This is a genomic window from Bacillus sp. FCW2 (assembly GCF_021228595.1).
GTDB lineage: Bacteria > Bacillota > Bacilli > Bacillales > Bacillaceae > Bacillus > Bacillus velezensis.
This window is the reverse complement of the sequence record NZ_CP089436.1, coordinates 3,966,171-3,984,790: the sequence shown is the minus strand read 5'-3', so window position 1 is coordinate 3,984,790 and position 18,620 is coordinate 3,966,171. Positions and strand designations below refer to the sequence as shown.

The following is an 18,620-nucleotide window of genomic DNA, read 5'->3' as shown; positions in this document are numbered from 1 at the left end:
GAGCAGGTTTTTTAAAGATATACATATCCTATCACTTTCATTCCCTCCAAGCAAAGAAGAAGCATGAGCGCAGGCGTCCGGCCGGCACTAGATGAGAAAAAAGACGATGTAAGCGAAATAAAGGGCGAGAACACTGATTAAAATAAGTGTTGTTTCAAACAAACCATTGTGCTTTGCGGGTTTTTGTTTAGGTTTATACCGCGTCTGAGATACAGTGCCCTGCCGCGGTTTTGAATGCGGCGGCTTAGGCTTGACGGCGGCTTTCCTTTTGCTCCCGGCGCTCTGACCCGCTGTCAGGATGTCATGCTTCATGGCTTCTGCAGACGGATATTGACCGTTTAAAGCAGAAAACAGAACCTTCTTATACTTATTCAGAAACGGGTGGCCTTCAATGATAGAACGAAGCTGTTCTTTCGGCTGTCCTGACTTTTTGCACTCTTTCTTCTGGGCACAGTGGATCATGATCATTGCGACAGCAAACAGGTCATAGGATGGTTCTGCTTTTCTTGTTCCATACCCCCAATAGCCCCTGTCGTAAAACTCCGTATACTCTTTAATCGCGCGGCCCTGTTTTGTCGTTCCCCCTACATCAATGCAGCGAATGGCAGCCGGAGGTCCGGTTACAATGAGATTGTCCGGTTTGAGGTCGCCAAAAACCCACCCTTGCTGATGAAGGACTGACAGGCTGGAAAGAAGCTGCACCATCAGCACCGGAATCCACTCCGCTCCCTTACTGCTGATATATTGCGGAAGAAGCGGCCCTTCTATGTACTCCATCACGTAAAAAGAGACATTTTTATTCAGCTGCGGAATAAACGCATCGTCCGCATCAAAAAAAGAAGGCCCCATCGTTTGCGACCGGGCCTTTGAAAAGGATTTTAAGACATTCACTTCAGAGGTAACAGACATGCTGTCGCTGCTTATTTTCAAAGCGACCTGTCCGCCTGATGCTTCTGCCAAATATACAATACCGTTAGCCCCTTTTCCAAGCTGTTTGAGCAATCTGTAGGATTTGCCGTTCCATTTGCCCTGAATTGCCGTCCCCGGTGCCAGACTACATGCCAAACTCGTTAAAGCGTCGTTCATCATCTGCCAACATGCTCCTTCTTGAGCGGATTCTCTCAAACTGCTGCGTCGCTTCCCGGATAGCGGGGCCCGTAGGGGTGATACCGCCGGTCGACAGCTTCGCAAAGAGTGCAGAAAGGGATTCAAGCTTCGGCGTCCAATTCAGTACAAGCTCAACTTCCTGGCTTTTCCCGGGAAATATACACATTGCAAATTCATTTTGTCCGGCCCGGGAATTTAAACTGATGGAAAGATCGATCAGCGCTTCTTTCACCGTCGGCAGTTTCGGCGCCATACTCGCACTCGTATCAACCAGCACAAGCACTTGCAGATGAACCGTTTCGCCGAGTTCATCAACCACTTCCATCACTTCGCCGCGTTTTTCAGGAGAAAGCTCTTCCATTTCAACGTTTTTCCCTAAAATTTGTTTAAGCTCTTGATTGACGACACCTTGCAGCGTCTGGGTCATTGCTTTTTTCGTCACCATTTGAACCGTCTGAGACAATTGTGACGCGTACACAACTTGATGGACGCCGCCTCCGGCCATGGCGATGCCTTCAACTTCCTTCATTGCCTCTTGGTCAATCGCGTTTTCTTCCATAATTCCTATAACATTCACCGTAATCCCCTGCTCCTTGGCGAAAGCCGCCATTGCGATCGGGTCTTCACCATGATTGGAGCAGCCATCTGTAATCAGCAGAACTTGATTTAAATGTCCCTTATTCACATACATTCCTCCCGGTGATACGATTAGTCCCATCTTCGCCAGAAGGAAAGTGATTTATACGAAAGGATTAAGAAATCTCCTTTTTATTTTGGAAAACCGCCGGCACCGGGATGGAAGCCCATTTCGGCGTGTTGTGATCAATCCGGACAACAACCACCGTCATATCGTCTTCGATTTGGCCGGAACGCGTTCTGATGACCTCTTCCATTAATATATCAGCGATTTCCTGCGGATCTTCGGTTTTCAGCCCTTTCATTTTCCGTTTCATCCACAGGTCGTGGTTTTCAACGTGCTTCGGCCCTTCAAAAATACCGTCACTCATCATGACGAGCAGATCTCCCGCTTTTAACTGTTCACTTACAACCTCTACATCAAATTCATTGATGATGCCGATCGGCAGATTGCTGGCCTGCACTTTCATGACTTGATCTCCCCGCTTGATAAAACTCGGCGTTGAACCGACCTTCAAGAATTTGCAGCTTGCATCCTGAAGATCAATGATAGAAAGATCGAGAGTTGAGTAGATTTCGTCTGTCGTCCGTAAAGACAGAATACTGTTGATCGTTTTGATCGCTATTTTTTCATCAATACCTGATTCGAGAATTTTTTCGAGCAGCTTAATCGTTTCATTGCTCTCATAATGGGCCCTCGCCCCATTGCCCATGCCGTCACTGATCGCGGCCGCATACTTTCTCGCCCCCAGTTCCATCATGCTGTAGCTGTCGCCGGAGACAAGGCCGCCGCCTTTTGCCGCATGAGCCGCGCCTGTCGATACCCGGTACGACTTGGTCGAACCGAACGCGACATGGCTGTAGCCATTCGGATGAGTCGAGTGCTGTTCGCTTTTGACAAGTATCTGCTCCTCAAGAATGTCAGACAGCATCGGGGCGATAATTTTCTCACTCTCGCCGTGTCCTCCGCTGAACGGGATTGTCATTTCGATATCAATATTGCCCTGCTCCAAGCTGTATATCTCGACATGCTGAATCTCGATTCCGAAATGCTGAAGCGCCTCTATCATTTGTTCTTCTTGAATAAAATGCTGCTCCCTCTCCCGTTTTATTTCCCGAGAAAAGTCCGCCATGACCTCAGAAACCCCCAACAGCTGCTCGGCAACAAGCCTTCTGCTGTCCTGAACTTTTCTCTTCAGTGTCAGATGGGCGTGATGGTGGGCAAGTTCGTCCTCAATCAGCTCTTCCACCTGTCTGGATTTGGAGCAGTGTTGTTGAAACTCCTTTTTTAATCTGCGGTTTGAGGCATACTGTTTTTCTTCTGTTTCATGCATAACCTGTTTCATTAAGTCATATGTTTTATCAAAGTTTTGAACCCAGCATTTGCTTTTCTTATAGCAGGATTGGCAGGAATGCTCGGTGATTTTGCTTAAAAAGAGATCCACTTCCCCTTCTTCCGCCTGCTCATCAGAAGACGTCTGATGAAAGGTGGCGAAGCTCTCCGACAAGGCATGAAACACATTGGAGAACTGGTCTACTTTCTGGGCGGTGACATCTCTGATTTTCCTTGCGTACTGCTGCTGTTCCTGACTGTGCTCAGCAGTGCCCGGTATGTATCGCGCCACCTTTTTCGTAATCGATTGGGGCGTAATCAAAAACAAAACAACGGCAATCAAAGATTCATAAAGAGTGGTCATTAATCCGGCAGATCCTTCTCCATATAATGAAATCAGCAGTGAGCCGATCACTAATCCGACTGCGGCGCCGGCTTTCTTTCCTTCTTTCAGCAGCCCGCCAAGAAGCCCGGAAAACGCAAGCAGACTCATTTGATAGAGATTCCCGATATTCGCAAGCCCGAGGATCAGTCCGGTCACAACACCGACCGTACAGCCGATGCTTGCCCCGCCGACAAAGGAAAAACTCAGCACGACATAGCGGGCCAGGATATGTTCAGCCTGCATTCCCTGAAATGAAACACCGGCAAGCCCGGTTAAAACGGATGCGATCAAGATCATAAAACAGATGATTTCTTCTATTTTTAACGATTGCTTCACTTTTTTGATCGTGAAGATCGGCAGGCTTTGTAAAAAGATCAGCGTCAAAATAAAGGCCAGGCCCGCCTCGACAACAGCCATCACATAATCATAGGTGGTAAAAGCGCCGCTTTCAACATAAACAAATCCGATTCTCGCGGCAGCCATAGAGAAAAACACCACGATCGGCAGCATCTTCACCCGGTCCTGCACGATATATGTACCGATTTTTGAAAATAGAGTGAAGACGGCCAAAGCTGTGAGAATCAATAAAGAGTGTTTCGGCGAAATGGTTAAAGCGCCCGCAAGTAAAGACAGACAAGCATAGAAGGCTTTATCTCTTCTGATCAACAGCATCGCTCCGAAAAACGGCAGCGCAAACGGAAGAACCTCAGATAATATGAAAGCCCGTCCAAGTAAAAAACCGATCACGACATAAATGAACCCCTTATAGAAAAAAAGTGAATGCGCTTGATGGACTGTAAGCTTTGCCGCCTTTTCAAAAAACGATTGCAGTTTTTCCAGAGCTTGTCCCGCCATCGGCCCGTTCACTCTTCTTTCCGCTTTTTCCATTGCTCTCATCCCCCACCTGTTTTATTCGTTGCTTGTCATTATAAATGAAAGCACAGATAGGATTTTGTCAAAAGAAGGTAACAATTCCAAAGAACTCTTCGACGCTTTCTCCCTTGTTCCCCTTTCCTTTCGTATTTCCTCCGACATTTCTCAAAAAGTTGTCTAAATATGAAAAAATCGGCTTCTGCAACAGAAGCCGATTCGCTTGATGACCCGTACGGGATTCGAACCCGTGTTACCGCCGTGAAAGGGCGGTGTCTTAACCGCTTGACCAACGGGCCGGATATATATGGTAGCGGCGGAGGGGATCGAACCCCCGACCTCACGGGTATGAACCGTACGCTCTAGCCAGCTGAGCTACACCGCCATATAGGTGCTTATAAGCACAAGTTATATAATACAAAGGTTTCTTCATCTCGTCAACAGAAACTTTAAAGTTTTAATTTTCTGACTATACGGACGCATACAAAAAAAGCACCCGCTGGGATAGACGGATGCTCCATGTATTTATAGAAAGCAGCAAGTTATCCTCTTCTTGCTCCGCGCCCTCCACGTTTTGATTCCGTGTTTCGTTTTAAAGATGATAAGCGGTCTTCGCTATCTTTAAGAAACTTGTTCATTTTCTGTTCAAAAGATTCTTTCGGACGGAAATCATTTCTAGGTCTGGCTTGCGGACGGTCTTTAGCTTTTTTAATTGATAAACCAATTTTCCCGTCTTTTTCAACGTTGATGACTTTCACTTCAACTTGATCGCCGACTTTTAAATGCTCGTTAATGTCTTTTACATAATTATCGGCTACCTCACTGATATGAACGAGACCGGTTGAGCCTCCAGGCAATTCAACAAATGCTCCGAAATTTGTAATACCTGTTATTTTCCCTTGCAACTTGCTGCCAACTTCAATCGACATAAAAAAAGTGCTCCTCCTTAGGCTTATAAAAAGATCGTTTGTTTAATTATACCTAAATAAAAATTTAAGTGTCAACAAGGCTACTTGCTCTTCTTCTCTACATTAAAGAGAATCTCACCATTTCCTGACATAAACAAGTCTCTTCTGGCAAGCTCTGTGACGTAATCCTCATCCTTTAATTTGGAAATTTCATCTTTTAAATCAGCCTGTTTCGCGTTCAATTTTTTCACTTGTTTTTCCAGCTGAGCTTTCTTTTCTTCGTTTGCGCTAAGGGAAGAGGTCTGTGACCACAGAGAACCCGCTAAGACAATAGCCGTCAACAACACAAGGGCGCCGAATACGATCAACCGTCTGAAAAGCCCTTTCCGCCTTCTTTTCATAAGCTGGGATTGCCGTTCAACCTGCTCTTTATAGTCGTTTTGAATTTCAGTTATTGTACGTTCTCTAGATAGATTCAAACCAGACGGTCCTCCTTTCACCTTTTCAAAATACGTATCATGGTCGATCTGATTGTTATGATTAGTTTCTTGCTCTTTTGTGAAAATCCTGCACTTTTTTGAAAATATCGTTTGAAAGTAAGACGCCATTTTTCAGGAAGAAGTTTCAATAATTGTTTCAACAGGAAGAACAGCGGATACAGCAAAAACGCTACGATCTTAAAAAGACACTTCGCAAAAAAGGCACTCACCCGATAGGAGTATAAAGAAATAACCGTGATCAGCCCGATGAGCAGCTTAAAGAGCAGAAGCACCGGACGGAACAGCACGTGCTGAATGAGCTTTTTTGCGAATTGGTAAAGAGACACCGCAAGATGAATGGAAAATTTCAGTATTTTTATATACATTCGTTTAAACAGGCTTTGGTACGTCGCAATACCCAGTAAGACAGCCAAGAAAATGTATACCCTGAGTTCTCCTTCATTCACGTTGAGCAGCACATAGAAAAACATCAGACCTTGTACAATCCAAAAGAGAATGTCATGAATGAATAACAGCCATCTGGCCGTTTTGGCGCGGCTGACAAACAGTCTGTATGTATCAAGCGACGCTCCGAGCCAGGCGCCCATACCGGTCATTGCCAGCATCGTATAAAATTGGGTCGTCAGTGTCATTTAAACAACTTGCTAAAAAACCCTTTAGCTTTATCCCCTTGCTGCTCGTCTAAATATACAAGGTCAAACACCCTGCCTTTTATAGATACAATCCCTTTTTCCACATCAAGGTTTTTCATCTGCAGGTTCTCGCCTCTGACGGAAAGCATTCCCATAACTGTTTCCAGCAAAAACTCTTCGTTGTCAAAACTTTCCACATGCTTGACGCCCGAAATGTCTAAATGCTTTCTCCCTTTCATCGTTACATCATGCTGTTCCGGAACAGAAGAAGAACCTTTTTGCTCATAATATGAATTCATCTATTCAGCCCCCATATCCTCGATACTTTTAGCATTATTACTGCATTGTATGAGGCGGGAGCCTTGTTTAGAACAAGCCTATTCGCCGAGTTTTTCTTCTTTGACGATTGTATACATGCCCGCGGCTTCTTCTTTTTTCGTTGTTTCTTTCAATTCGTTTACCTTCACGGTGACAAGCTTCTGGCCGAAGCGGACCGTCAGTTCATCACCGGCTTTTACGTCTGAGCTGGCTTTCGCCTGATTCCCGTTAACGGTGATTCTCCCTTGATCGGCGACCTCTTTCGCCAATGTGCGGCGTTTAATTAATCTGGATACTTTTAAAAACTTATCAAGTCTCATATCAGAATCTCCTCTCCATTTCTTTTGCTTCATCCCACAATTTGTCCATTTCTTCAAGTGACATTGCGGTCAATTCAAGTCCCTTTGCTGCCGCTTCTTTCTCAATATAAGCAAAGCGTCTGCGGAATTTGTCATTTGTCATGGCGAGCGCTTCCTCAGGCTCAATTTTATAGTATCGGCCGATATTGACCAATGCAAATAAAACATCGCCGAATTCAGCTTTTAAGCTGATTTCATCTGCTGATTCGGCGGAAGCCTCTGCAGAAAATTCCTTTAGCTCTTCATTTACTTTATCCCATATATCCTGAACGTCATCCCAGTCAAAGCCGGTTTTTGCGGCTTTTTTCTGAAGCTTGGCCGCTTTTGCAAGAGAAGGCAGTGTTTTCGGCACGGCATCCAGCAATGAAGAGGATGTTGTTTGCTTTTCCGTCTTTTTGATTTCTTCCCAGTTGGCGACGACATCATGTTCATCCTGAACCTTAACATCCTTAAACACGTGCGGGTGCCGTCTGACCATCTTCGCACTGATGTCTCTGATGACATCATCAATTGAGAAATACCCCTCGTCTTCTCCGATCTGGGCGTGCAGCATAACCTGAAGCATGACGTCCCCGAGTTCTTCTATCATGTGATCCGTGTCCTCTTCGTCAATGGCCTCAAGCAGTTCGTAGCATTCCTCAATCATATATTTCTTTAATGACTGGTGTGTCTGCTTTTGATCCCACGGACAGCCGTTCGGCCCGCGAAGCTCGCGAATAATACTTCGGAATGCAGAAAATTCCTGGTAAAGGAGTTCTTCTTTTTTAATCGGCGGAACATACACGCTTGTTAAGTTATTTATTTCTACATTGCGGTCAAGTTCAAACAAAGGCACCTTGGTCATCTTTTCTCCCTTGCTTCCGGCTGCCGTGACGATGACCACTTCATAGTCGTCAGGCAATTTCTCCATAAGCGTCAGCTTTACCTCAGAGGCCGTCATCTGGTCATAAACCTGGCAAATGATCAGGTGATGGCGGAGTTCGAGCTCATCCGGCGTCATTGTTTGCGCATCCGTAAATTGAAACCCTTCAATCGGATCAATTCGCAATGCATTAAAAGTGGCATCCAGAAAGCTTTGCCCTCCGGCAGTATGAACAGCTACCTGTTGTTCTTCCCGGCGTTCAAATAACAGCTGAACGGTTTTCTCAGCGACAAACGGATGCCCGGGCACAGCGTAGACGATATCCTCTTGCTTCGCTTTTTCAAACAGAATGTCCGCGATCTCTTCATAGACCGCTTCAAACTGATCATGTTTTTCATAAATATCATCAAAATACCGGATGTCCGCTTCCGTCTCTTGCTCTAATTCCGGAATCAAAGGGTGGTCTTTCGTTCTTATATATAAATGCTTCGCCTGAGTCAGCAGCTTATGTACGCCCACTGTCAATTGATCCATGTCTCCGGCGCCGAGGCCGACGACCGTAATGTTACCTGCCATGTTTTTCTCTCCTCTTTTTCAATTTGCTTAAAGCACTGCCGAAAGGAAGGCCGCTCAGCTCTTCGTCCGTGAAAATCTTCATTCTTATCATACAATAAATAAACAATAGCCCTCCGATGACTGACGCAGACAGACTCTCACATACAGCTCCGGCCCTGCTGACAGGAACAAATAACTGCCAAAGCTTCATATATACGAGCAGAAAGAAGACCATCAGCAGGCTGCACCAGCATAGACGGGCAATCACGCCGCCGATATTCGTCAGCCAGCCCTTCGACCAAATTCTCCGGAGATTCAGGCACGCAACTGCGGCAAATGCCAAGACGGTCGCCAGTGCCGCTCCTGTAATACCCCAGCCGGGGACCAGCCAAACATTCAGCACCCATTTCAGCGCCCCTCCCGCCAAAACGGATACGGCGGGGAAAACGGTATGTCCCGCTCCTTGCAGAATCGCGGCTGCCGTAAGCGCAATCGAGGCAAAAAAGATAGATAAGCTGAATATTTGTAAGGTCTGCGTCCCCTCACTGTTTTGGAAAAGCATGATATTCACCGGCTCTAAAATGCAAAAAAGCCCGGCTGATGCACCGATCCCTACCGCAAGGCAGAGCTTGACGGCTGATGTCGCTTTCTCTTTTATGATAAACGGCTTATTCTCATGCACCGCTTTTGAAATTGAAGGAACCAATGACGCGGCGATACTGACGGCAAACACGGTTCCCAGCTGAAGGAGCGGCTGTCCGCGGTCATATATGCCTTTCAGCTGTTTCGCGGCATGGCTCTCCGTCCCGTCTGAAAGCAGTGAATATAAGTTTAAGGCGTCTACAAGCTGAATCAAAAGCATAAGTACACTGCTGATACAGATGGTGACTGAATAAAGCAGCAGCTTTTTTATAATGACGGCCGTTTCGATATGTCCGCCGTCCTTCTTTGTTTCTTCCCGCTTATACCAGAAAACAGCCAATACACAAAGGGCCGCCAAGCTTCCGGCAATTGATCCCGAGGCCGCCCCCGCACCTGCCGCGTATAATGAGCGGCCGCTTTTCAAAAGCCAGAAGGATAAACCGAGAAGCACCGCCACGCGAAGAAGCTGTTCCGTAATCTGGGATAAGGCTGACGGCATCATATCATGCACGCCTTGGAAATACCCCCTGAAAACCGCCGTAAACGGAAATAGTATGAAAGCGAACGCCGCGACCCTTATCAGCATCACAAGGCGGTCGTCACCCATAAAACCGGCCAACGGCGCCGCGCCGGCATACATGAGCGCAAACAGAACAAGTCCGGCCGCCGTGACATAAAGGGCGGAAATTTTCATTATTTTTTGTTTATGATCGCTATAATCGTTCATTAATTTAGAGATGATTACCGGAAAACCAGATGTTGACAGCATGACCGCGATCCCTAAAAACGGATACACCTGCTGATAAATGTAAAATCCGACGTCACCGACAATATTCTGAAAAGGAACCCTGTACACGGCGCTTAATATCTTCGTCACGATGCCCGCAACGACGAGCACAAAAGCACCTTTCCATGCCGATTGCCGCTTGGCGCCAACTGAATCGTTCATCCAAAAGCTCCTTCCAGCCGCTAGAAAATTACGTCTATAAAACGAGCTTATTATATCACAATCCTAACGGCCGAACCGATAGAGAGCACATATGAATATGAAAAAGAACAGCACTTGTATAAGAGCTGCTCTTTCTCCGTTTTCTTATTTCAATAATGGTAATAAGACCTACTGCTCCATTTGTCTCGCCAAAAAACTGGCTGCCGTTTCTACCGCTTTATGTTCTACTTCTCCAAGTGCCTGTTCCTTGGAAAAGATGACCACGGCGCCGATAGGATCGCCATTTGCCACGATCGGGGCTATTGTATAGGAGCTCATATCTTCATCAATGTCATTAACAAGCTGCGCGGACTTCACGTCGTTTTCTACCACTGAGCTGCGCTGATCCATCGTTTTTTCGAGCAAATCGCTGATGGCTTTGTTCAGAAATTCTTTTTTCGAACTGCCTGAAACGGCAATATACGCGTCACGGTCGCAAATCAAGACGGAATGGCCGAGACTGTCATACAATGCATCTGCATATTCCTTCGCAAAATCGCCAAGCTCACTGATAGGAGAATATTTTTTCAATATAACTTCTCCGTCGCGGTCAACGAATATTTCAAGCGGGTCTCCTTCCCTGATTCGCAGTGTTCTCCGAATTTCTTTAGGAATGACGACCCGTCCTAGATCATCAATACGACGTACGATACCTGTAGCTTTCATCTCTCTGGTGCCTCTCTTTCATGTGATGATATTTAAGGGAAAGTACTAAAGCTCTTTACTTTATGTAGCTTCCGCCACTCGCTTGAAATTAGTATCCGTCACATCAAATGTAATATACACCAGAGAGTAACAATTTTTATGAGGACGCGATTGTTTCTTTCTTCACATCCTGAAGGCCTTTCAGCATGCCGAGCACGGTCTCCAGCCACTCTTCCGTTTTGCGGCCTTTCGTCTGTACTGAGATTTTCAGCTTTTTCCCTTCCATTCCCAGTCCGATCTGCCGGCCGTATTTATTGCCGAGTTCGAACAATTTCTGGCCGTCAATCTGTGCGCTGGCCTCTTCAGAAATGGTAAATCTGATCGCGTCTTTATCCTGCTTGATGAGTTCGACGCGTTCATATTTTCCATATACCTTCATCTCAGCAACCGTAAACAGCCATTCAACCTCTTTAGGGTAGCTGCCGAACCTGTCGATGATTTCATCTTGAAGCTCATTTTTCTCCTCAATTGTGGCGATCGACCTGAACCGTTTGTACATGTCGATTTTTTGCTTGCCGTCTTGTATATAGTTTTCAGGAATATACGCGTCTAGCTCGATATCGATTTCTGTCTCAAACTGTTCGCTTTTCGGAATATCGCCTTTCCGCTCTTCAATCGCTTCCTTGAGCATTTGCGAGTACAGGTCAAAACCGACTGAGTCAATAAAGCCGTGCTGCTGGGCGCCGAGAAGGTTCCCCGCTCCCCTGATCGTCAAGTCACGCATGGCGATTTTAAAGCCAGATCCCAGCTCGGTAAATTCTTTAATCGCCTGCAGCCGTTTTTCCGCCACCTCAGTGAGCACTTTGTCTCTGCGGTACGTAAAATACGCGTAAGCGACGCGGTTGGAACGGCCGACCCGTCCTCTCAGCTGATACAGCTGAGACAGCCCCATTTTGTCTCCGTCGAACACAATCAAGGTATTGACATTTGGTATATCTACGCCTGTCTCAATAATAGTCGTGCTGACAAGGACGTCTGATTCCCCCTCCAGAAAATTGAGCATGACGCTTTCCAATTCATTTTCAGTCATTTTTCCGTGGGCATATGCCACTTTCGCATCGGGAACAAGCATGGAAATTTCATCAGCCTTCCGCTCGATGTCATCCACGCGGTTGTACAAGAAATATACCTGTCCTCCGCGCGCCAGTTCTCTTTCGATGGCTTCCCGAACAAGTGCGCCGTTGTATTCCACGACATATGTCTGAACAGGGAAACGGTTTTCCGGCGGCGTTTCAATAACAGATAAGTCCCGCACACCGAGCATGGACATATGAAGCGTACGCGGTATCGGCGTCGCTGTAAGAGTCAGCACATCGACATTGGCTTTGATCTGTTTGATTTTTTCCTTATGCGTTACGCCAAAGCGCTGCTCTTCATCAATGATGAGCAAGCCGAGATCTTTATAGACGACGTCTTTAGATAAGAGCCTGTGGGTTCCGATTACGATGTCTACAGTTCCGTTTTTCAGGCCTTTAATCGTTTCATTGGATTCTTTTCTCGTTCTGAATCGGCTGAGAAGACCGATGTTAATCGGATAGTCCTGGAAACGCTCCATAATGGTTTCATAATGCTGCTGCGCGAGTATTGTCGTCGGCACAAGAAGCGCGACCTGCTTTCCGTCTGCGATCGCTTTAAAGGCCGCTCGGATGGCTACCTCCGTCTTCCCGTAACCGACATCACCGCAAAGCAAACGGTCCATCGGACGCTCTCTTTCCATGTCCTTTTTAATCTCCTGAATGGAACGGAGCTGGTCCTCTGTTTCCTGATAAGGGAAAGCAGATTCGAACTGCCGCTGCATTTCATGATCCGGCGAGAACGCATAGCCTTTGCTTGCTTCCCGTTCCGCATAAAGCTTAATCAGATCATCGGCAATATCCTGAACGGAGTTTTCAACTTTTTTCTTCACCCGTTTCCATTCACTGCCGCCCAGTTTATAAAGCTTCGGTTCTTTTCCTTCAGAGCCGACGTACTTCTGCACCTGGTCGATTTGTTCTACAGGGACGTACAGCTTATCGCTGCCCTGATAATGAATGTTGAGGTAATCTTTATGAATGCCTTTGATTTCTAGTGTTTCAATCCCCAAATACTTACCGATCCCGTGGTTGACGTGGACGACATAGTCACCGACTTGAAGCTCGGAATAGCTTTTGATCCGTTCGGCATTTGTCAGCTTCTGCTTTCTCGGCTTTTTCTTAATTCGGTTTTTGAACAGCTCTTCCTCCGTAATGACGGCCAGCTTCATCAGCGGCAGTTCAAAACCGGATTGCAGCTCGCCTTCCATGACATAGACCTGTCCTTGCACAAGCGCTTTGGAGCTGTCCGTTTTTGCGGCTTCAATTTCGTAATCAGCCAGCACGGATGCCAATCTGTCGGTTCTGTCCTTATTCGCGCCTAAAAAGACGACGGTGAAGTTTGATTTCTTAAAGCGCTCCATTTCACCTGCGAGCACATTCATCTGCCCGTGAAAACTCTGCATCTGCCTGCTTGTCACATTCACGATATTCTGAGGGCTTGTATGCTGGACATGACGCAAAAATAATGAATAATAAATAGCCGGGCGCCGCTTTTCGCTCATAAGCTCCTGAAAGCTGAAGGATAAATGAATGTCGTGCAGAATTTTCCCTTCCTCGAGCAGACTTGTCGTAAATTCGGCCTCTTCTTTTTGCAGCTGATCCTCCATTTCATGAATGCGGCTGACCTCGTCTAACAGTAACAACGTGTCTGCCGGTGTATAATCTAGCAAACTAGCAGGCTTTTCGTAAAAGTACGAGAGATACTTCACAAGTTCCTGATCAGTCTGTCCCGTTGATAACCGTTCTTTATCATGTGAGATATTGATATGAAGCATTTCCTTTTGTTTGTCCTGCTTCAGCTTTTTCAGACTGTCGGCAAGCCCTTTATCGAGCCTTTCCATCGCACGGGCTTTTTCTTCCGCCCTGATGATCAATTCCTTCGCCGGTCCGATCGCCACATGTTTGAGCGTCTCAATTGATCTCTGGTCATCAGAATTGAAGCTTCTGATGGAATCGACCTCCGTATCAAACAGTTCAATTCGCACCGGATGCTCCGACGTCAGCGGATAAATGTCGATAATTCCGCCGCGAATACTGAATTCACCGGGTGCAGAAACCATATCGGAACGCTCATACCCCACCTCTACAAGGCGCGCGGACAGCTGATCCGGTTCTATTTCGTCTCCGAGTGAAATGACGAGCTGGCTGCTTTTCCACAGCTCCTTCGGCGGAAGCATTCTTCTCACTGCCGCAACGGGCGCCACAACGATCGGCGCTTCTCCGTTTGTTAATCTATTAATGACATCAAGCCGCTGAGCGCGCAGTTCAGGGCTCGCTACCGCAATTTCTGAAGAAATCAATTCATTTACGGGGTATAAAAAAACAGATTGATCCCCGAGAAGCGCCGTCAGATCTTCCGTCACTTTTTGGGCCTGATATAAATTATGGGTGATAAAGAAAATCGGCCTTTTCGTTTCCTGTGCAAGGGCGGAGGTGAAAACAGAACGCGCGGAACCTGACAGACCCGCAAGCAGCTGTTCCTTCAGCCCCTCATGTAAACCGTTGACAATGGATTTAAAATCATCGCTTTCTTTAATAAAGGTTTGAATGTTGTCCATATGGGCCCTCCTCTCTATTTTCTGCAAGAACAGAAAAACGCTTTGGTCTAGAATCTACACCAAAGCTTCTTATTGAATAAATGTGTTGTGTTCATGGTAGTGCGGATTGCGTTCCAGCGCCTCTTGGCAGTCTTCACAAATTGTAAGAACATGGACATCTCCATTGTCTTTATATGAAATCATATCGTTTCTTTCCTCATTTGTTAAGTGCTGAAATCCAAGTGACTGTGTCGGCACCGTCGAATATTCCAGGCTCCCTACCTTAAAGCCGCAGTGGCGGCAGAAATAATGCAAAGCCATACGTTGGACCTCCTGATGTGAAAAAATCATTTTTCCCTAGTATGGTCTCCCATTATTTATCTTATACATTTGCATTAAATTCGTTCATGACTTCTAAAAATGGTTTCGTTAAGGAAGCTTCGCAGGCTTTTACGGTTTTTGAGACGGCATCATCGATATGCGGCGCTTCTTCCTTCGTAAAAGCTCCCAGTACATAGTCAACGACTTTCATCCCGCCAGCGGGGCGGCCGATTCCGATTCTGACCCGGTCAAATTCGGGGGTTCCGAGGTGCTGTATAAGCGATTTAATTCCGTTATGTCCGCCTGCGCTCCCCTTCGTCCGGAGCCTGATTTTTCCCGTCGGAAGATCAAGGTCATCGTATATGACTTTCAGATCTTCATGATCGGCATCATAATAATCCAGTAGCGGCCGCAAACATTCCCCTGATAAATTCATATATGTAAGCGGTTTAACGAGTAGAACTTTTTTTCCGGAAACAAACCCCATTCCGTAAAGTCCGTTGAATTTCGTTTTATTCAGTTCAATATTCCATTCTTTAGAAAGCTCGTCAATGGCCATAAAGCCGACATTATGTCTCGTGTTCTCGTAGGTTTTCCCGGGGTTACCGAGACCGGCAATCACAAGCATCGTAAATCCTCCCTCAACATCGCTGTAATTCTTCTCATTCTAGCACAAAAGACGTAACCTCGGGCGGGTTACGTCTTAAAGCGCTTATTGATTTTCTCCTTCGGGCTCTTCCCCAGGAGACGGTTCTGCATCTTCTTCGAATGCTTCCTGCTTAGGAGGAAGGATGGAAGCCACGACTTCTTCCGGGTCGTTTGTAAATGTATAATTGCCGTCAGCAGTCAGATCTGCGATGGTCAGCACATCATTCATTTCAAGCCCGGAAATATCAACATTGATTGTCTGAGGGATGTCCTTCGGTCTGGCCTTAATCGAAAGCTCATGCAGCGGCTGCTGGATGACGCCTCCGTCTTTGACTCCCTTCGCCTCTCCCGTCAGCTGAATCGGCACCTCGGCCTCCAGCTCCTCACTCATATTCACGACTTGAAAATCGGCGTGCGTCAATTCGTTTTTGAGCGGGTCTGTCTGAAGATCAGTCACCATAACCGATTGCTGATTTCCGTTGACATCAATTGTGATAATCGTGTTTTTTCCTTCGTCCCGCAATGTTTTAAGCAATTCGACACTGTCTAAAGAGACAGGCGTATTCGTTGTTTCTTTACCGTATATAATCCCTGGAACATGTCCTGAATGACGGATTTTCCGAAGCGTCGAACGTTTAAAATCTGTTCTTTCATTTGCTTTTAAAGTTGCCATATTCAGCACCATCCTAATTATCGTTTTATCGTCCTATTAGAACAATACCCACAATAACTGGGATTTAAACCTTAAAGTTTCGGTTTAGCTGAATAAATAGCTGACAGATTGTTTCTCGTGAACGCGGATAATCGCTTCAGCCAGAAGCGGTCCGACAGAAAGCTGCTTAAAGCGGTCGATTTTTTTCTCATCAGGAAGCTTAATGCTGTTCGTTACGACAAGCTCCTTGATTTTAGAGTTATTGATCCGCTCAACGGCAGGGCCTGACAGTACAGGGTGCGTACAGCATGCATACACTTCTGCAGCTCCGTTTTCAACCAGCGCGTTAGCGGCAAGTGTGATTGTGCCGGCCGTATCAATAATATCATCGATCAGAATCGCTGTTTTTCCTTCCACGTTACCGACGATGTTCATCACTTCTACCTCATTCGGTCTAGGACGGCGTTTGTCGATAATCGCGATCGGCGCTTTCAGACGGTCCGCAAGTTTGCGGGCGCGCGTCACACCGCCGTGGTCAGGAGAAACAATGACGATATCTTTCAAGTCTTTACCTTCAAAGTAATGGCCTAAAATCGGAACACCCATTAAGTGGTCAATCGGAATATCAAAGAAACCTTGAATTTGCGGCGCGTGTAAATCAAGCGCGATCACGCGTGTCGCACCCGCTGTTTCAAGCAGGTTTGCAAAAAGTTTTGCCGTAATCGGTTCACGTGATCTTGCTTTTCTGTCCTGGCGCGCATAACCGTAGTACGGAATCACAATGTTGATTGTTTTCGCGGAAGCGCGCTTTAAAGCGTCAACCATAATCAGCAATTCCATAATGTGCTCATTAACCGGCGCACTTGTAGACTGAATGATATAGCAATCACAGCCGCGAATACTTTCTTCTATGTTGATCTGGACCTCTCCGTCACTGAATCTTGTAACAGAGCACTTTCCTAATTGAACCCCTACATTATCCGCGATTTCTTTTGCAAGTTCTGGATTTGAATTCAAAGAAAAAATCTTTAAATTCTTATCTCCGTATTCGTTAGACATGGTAAACCTCCGATTTTAGGATTATTTTTTATGAATGTTTTTCACATAATCTTCTTTATTTACTTGTCTTGCTCTGGCAATGGCAAGCGCTTCGCCCGGCACATCTTCAGTTACGGTTGAACCCGCAGCGACGTACGCGCCTTCTCCCACTGTAACAGGAGCGACCAGATTGGAGTTGCAGCCAATAAAGGCGCCGTCTTCAATTTTGGTTAAATACTTTTTCTTCCCATCATAATTGACCGTGATGGAGCCGCAGCCCAGATTCACATCCGTGCCCACTTCGGCATCACCGATATAGCTTAAATGAGATGCTTTGCTTCGGTCGCCGAATTGTGTTTTCTTGATTTCAACAAAGTTTCCGATCTTCACTTCATTGCCGATTGCGGAATCGGGTCTGATGTGAGCAAAAGGACCGATATTTACATCATTCCCAACTTTGCTGCGATTGACAACGGATTGTTTAATCACAGTACGGCTGCCGATTGAGCTGTCCTCTATCTCAGTGTGAGGGCCGATGACACATTCATCGCCGATTTCAGCTTGTCCCTTTAACACAGTTCCGGGATAAATAACTGTATCTTGTCCGATACGTGCGTCAGGTGAGATGTACGTATTCATCGGATCGATTAAAGTGACTCCGTTCTGCATATGCCGTTTGTTAATACGCTCTTTCATATACATTTCAGCCTGAGAAAGAGCGACTCTATCATTCACTCCGAGCGTCTCTTGGAAGTTACCAGTCTGGTAAGCGGCAACAGTTTCGCCTTCGTCTTTGAGGATTTCGATCACATCCGGCAGATAATACTCGCCTTGGGCATTTTCATTCGAAACCTGTTCGATGACACGAAAAAGAGCCTCGTTATCAAAACAGTACGTTCCCGTGTTAATTTCTTTCACAAGACGTTCTTGCTCCGAAGCATCCTTGTGCTCCACGATTTTTTGAACGGCGCCGTCTTCACTGCGGATGATTCTTCCGTATCCGGCGGGATCGTCGGCAACGGCCGTTAACACCGTGGCTTTTGCACCTTTGTCTGTATGTTCATTTAGCATGGCTTCCATCGTCTCCGCCGTCAGAAGCGGTGTATCGCCGCAAATAACGATCGTGACACCCTTTTCTCCGTGAAGAAATGGTTTTGCCTGTTTGACCGCATGAGCCGTACCGAGCTGTTCTGCTTGGAGAGCGTAATCGCTTTTCTGTCCGAGCTGCTTCTTCACATCTTCGGCGCCGTGTCCTACGATGGTGACAAGCTTCGCTAAAGATAATTTCAGAGCTTCGTCTGCGACGTGCTCTACCATAGGCTTTCCGCATACCGGATGAAGGACCTTGTAAAGCTTCGATTTCATTCTCGTTCCTTTTCCGGCAGCTAAAATCACTGCAAACCGCTTATCCATTTAATGGCCTCCAATATCCCTTTTATCCATAGAAAAATATATCCTAAATAGCTGTTGATTTCAAGAAGACATCAAAAAGTGCAAGAATTTTCTATGTAATCGCTTTATTACTGAAAAATCAGATTTAAAAAAGGACTG

The 18,620-nt window shown here is 46.2% G+C and carries 17 protein-coding genes and 2 tRNA genes; all 19 read right to left on the bottom strand.

From position 1 onward, the window contains the following. Positions 1–87 precede the first annotated feature (87 nt). Complete coding sequence (locus K3G25_RS19860; protein WP_021494154.1) at positions 88–1,089, bottom strand: protein kinase domain-containing protein; 1,002 nt, start codon at positions 1,087–1,089, stop codon at positions 88–90. Next, positions 1,055–1,792, bottom strand: coding sequence for a vWA domain-containing protein (locus K3G25_RS19855; protein WP_004264624.1), 738 nt, complete (start codon positions 1,790–1,792; stop codon positions 1,055–1,057). The genes K3G25_RS19860 and K3G25_RS19855 overlap by 35 nt, the downstream gene beginning before the upstream one ends. Before the next feature lie 67 nt (positions 1,793–1,859). Then, on the bottom strand, positions 1,860–4,349 hold the full coding sequence (gene spoIIE, locus K3G25_RS19850; RefSeq protein WP_100261564.1) for a stage II sporulation protein E: 2,490 nt from the start codon (positions 4,347–4,349) through the stop codon (positions 1,860–1,862). Positions 4,350–4,558: 209 nt separating this feature from the next. Next, positions 4,559–4,630, bottom strand: a tRNA-Glu gene (locus K3G25_RS19845). Positions 4,631–4,639: 9 nt separating this feature from the next. Continuing rightward, positions 4,640–4,716 (bottom strand) — tRNA-Met (locus tag K3G25_RS19840). 157 nt (positions 4,717–4,873) lie between these two features. Next, entirely contained in the window at positions 4,874–5,260 is a 387-nt protein-coding gene (locus K3G25_RS19835; RefSeq protein WP_004264630.1) for a S1 domain-containing RNA-binding protein, read from the bottom strand. Between the two features lie 80 nt (positions 5,261–5,340). Further along, complete coding sequence (gene divIC, locus K3G25_RS19830; protein ID WP_014416730.1) at positions 5,341–5,718, bottom strand: cell division protein DivIC; 378 nt, start codon at positions 5,716–5,718, stop codon at positions 5,341–5,343. Between the two features lie 17 nt (positions 5,719–5,735). Next, on the bottom strand, positions 5,736–6,371 hold the full coding sequence (gene yabQ / locus K3G25_RS19825; protein ID WP_025650343.1) for a spore cortex biosynthesis protein YabQ: 636 nt from the start codon (positions 6,369–6,371) through the stop codon (positions 5,736–5,738). After that, on the bottom strand, positions 6,368–6,670 hold the full coding sequence (yabP, locus tag K3G25_RS19820; protein ID WP_004264638.1) for a sporulation protein YabP: 303 nt from the start codon (positions 6,668–6,670) through the stop codon (positions 6,368–6,370). Before yabP ends, yabQ begins: the two co-directional genes overlap by 4 nt. 78 nt (positions 6,671–6,748) lie before the next feature. Then, positions 6,749–7,009 carry an RNA-binding S4 domain-containing protein gene (locus K3G25_RS19815; RefSeq protein WP_007409934.1) on the bottom strand — a complete coding sequence of 87 codons (261 nt, stop codon included), beginning with the start codon at positions 7,007–7,009 and terminating at the stop codon, positions 6,749–6,751. 1 nt (position 7,010) lies between these two features. Next, positions 7,011–8,486, bottom strand: a complete 1,476-nt coding sequence (mazG, locus tag K3G25_RS19810) for a bifunctional methyltransferase/pyrophosphohydrolase YabN (protein WP_232489479.1) — start codon at positions 8,484–8,486, stop codon at positions 7,011–7,013. Beyond that, a complete protein-coding gene (locus K3G25_RS19805) occupies positions 8,476–10,056 on the bottom strand; it encodes a putative polysaccharide biosynthesis protein (RefSeq protein ID WP_029974670.1) in 1,581 nt (526 codons plus the stop codon). Before K3G25_RS19805 ends, mazG begins: the two co-directional genes overlap by 11 nt. Before the next feature lie 168 nt (positions 10,057–10,224). Then, entirely contained in the window at positions 10,225–10,761 is a 537-nt protein-coding gene (gene spoVT, locus K3G25_RS19800; RefSeq protein ID WP_004264646.1) for a stage V sporulation protein T, read from the bottom strand. 136 nt (positions 10,762–10,897) lie between these two features. Then, a complete protein-coding gene (gene mfd, locus K3G25_RS19795; protein ID WP_232489478.1) occupies positions 10,898–14,431 on the bottom strand; it encodes a transcription-repair coupling factor in 3,534 nt (1,177 codons plus the stop codon). Positions 14,432–14,500: 69 nt separating this feature from the next. Beyond that, a complete protein-coding gene (locus K3G25_RS19790; protein ID WP_004264650.1) occupies positions 14,501–14,731 on the bottom strand; it encodes an anti-sigma-F factor Fin in 231 nt (76 codons plus the stop codon). A gap of 61 nt (positions 14,732–14,792) precedes the next feature. Continuing rightward, positions 14,793–15,359: an aminoacyl-tRNA hydrolase gene (gene pth / locus K3G25_RS19785; RefSeq protein WP_029974667.1), complete on the bottom strand. Its 567-nt coding sequence runs from the start codon at positions 15,357–15,359 to the stop codon at positions 14,793–14,795. Between the two features lie 84 nt (positions 15,360–15,443). Next, positions 15,444–16,052: a 50S ribosomal protein L25/general stress protein Ctc gene (locus K3G25_RS19780; protein ID WP_014416724.1), complete on the bottom strand. Its 609-nt coding sequence runs from the start codon at positions 16,050–16,052 to the stop codon at positions 15,444–15,446. 84 nt (positions 16,053–16,136) lie between these two features. Further along, complete coding sequence (locus K3G25_RS19775) at positions 16,137–17,090, bottom strand: ribose-phosphate diphosphokinase (protein ID WP_004264656.1); 954 nt, start codon at positions 17,088–17,090, stop codon at positions 16,137–16,139. Positions 17,091–17,111: 21 nt separating this feature from the next. After that, the gene (glmU, locus tag K3G25_RS19770) at positions 17,112–18,482 is read right to left on the bottom strand and encodes a bifunctional UDP-N-acetylglucosamine diphosphorylase/glucosamine-1-phosphate N-acetyltransferase GlmU (protein ID WP_004264658.1); all 1,371 of its coding nucleotides are present in this window, start codon (positions 18,480–18,482) and stop codon (positions 17,112–17,114) included. Positions 18,483–18,620: the final 138 nt, after the last annotated feature.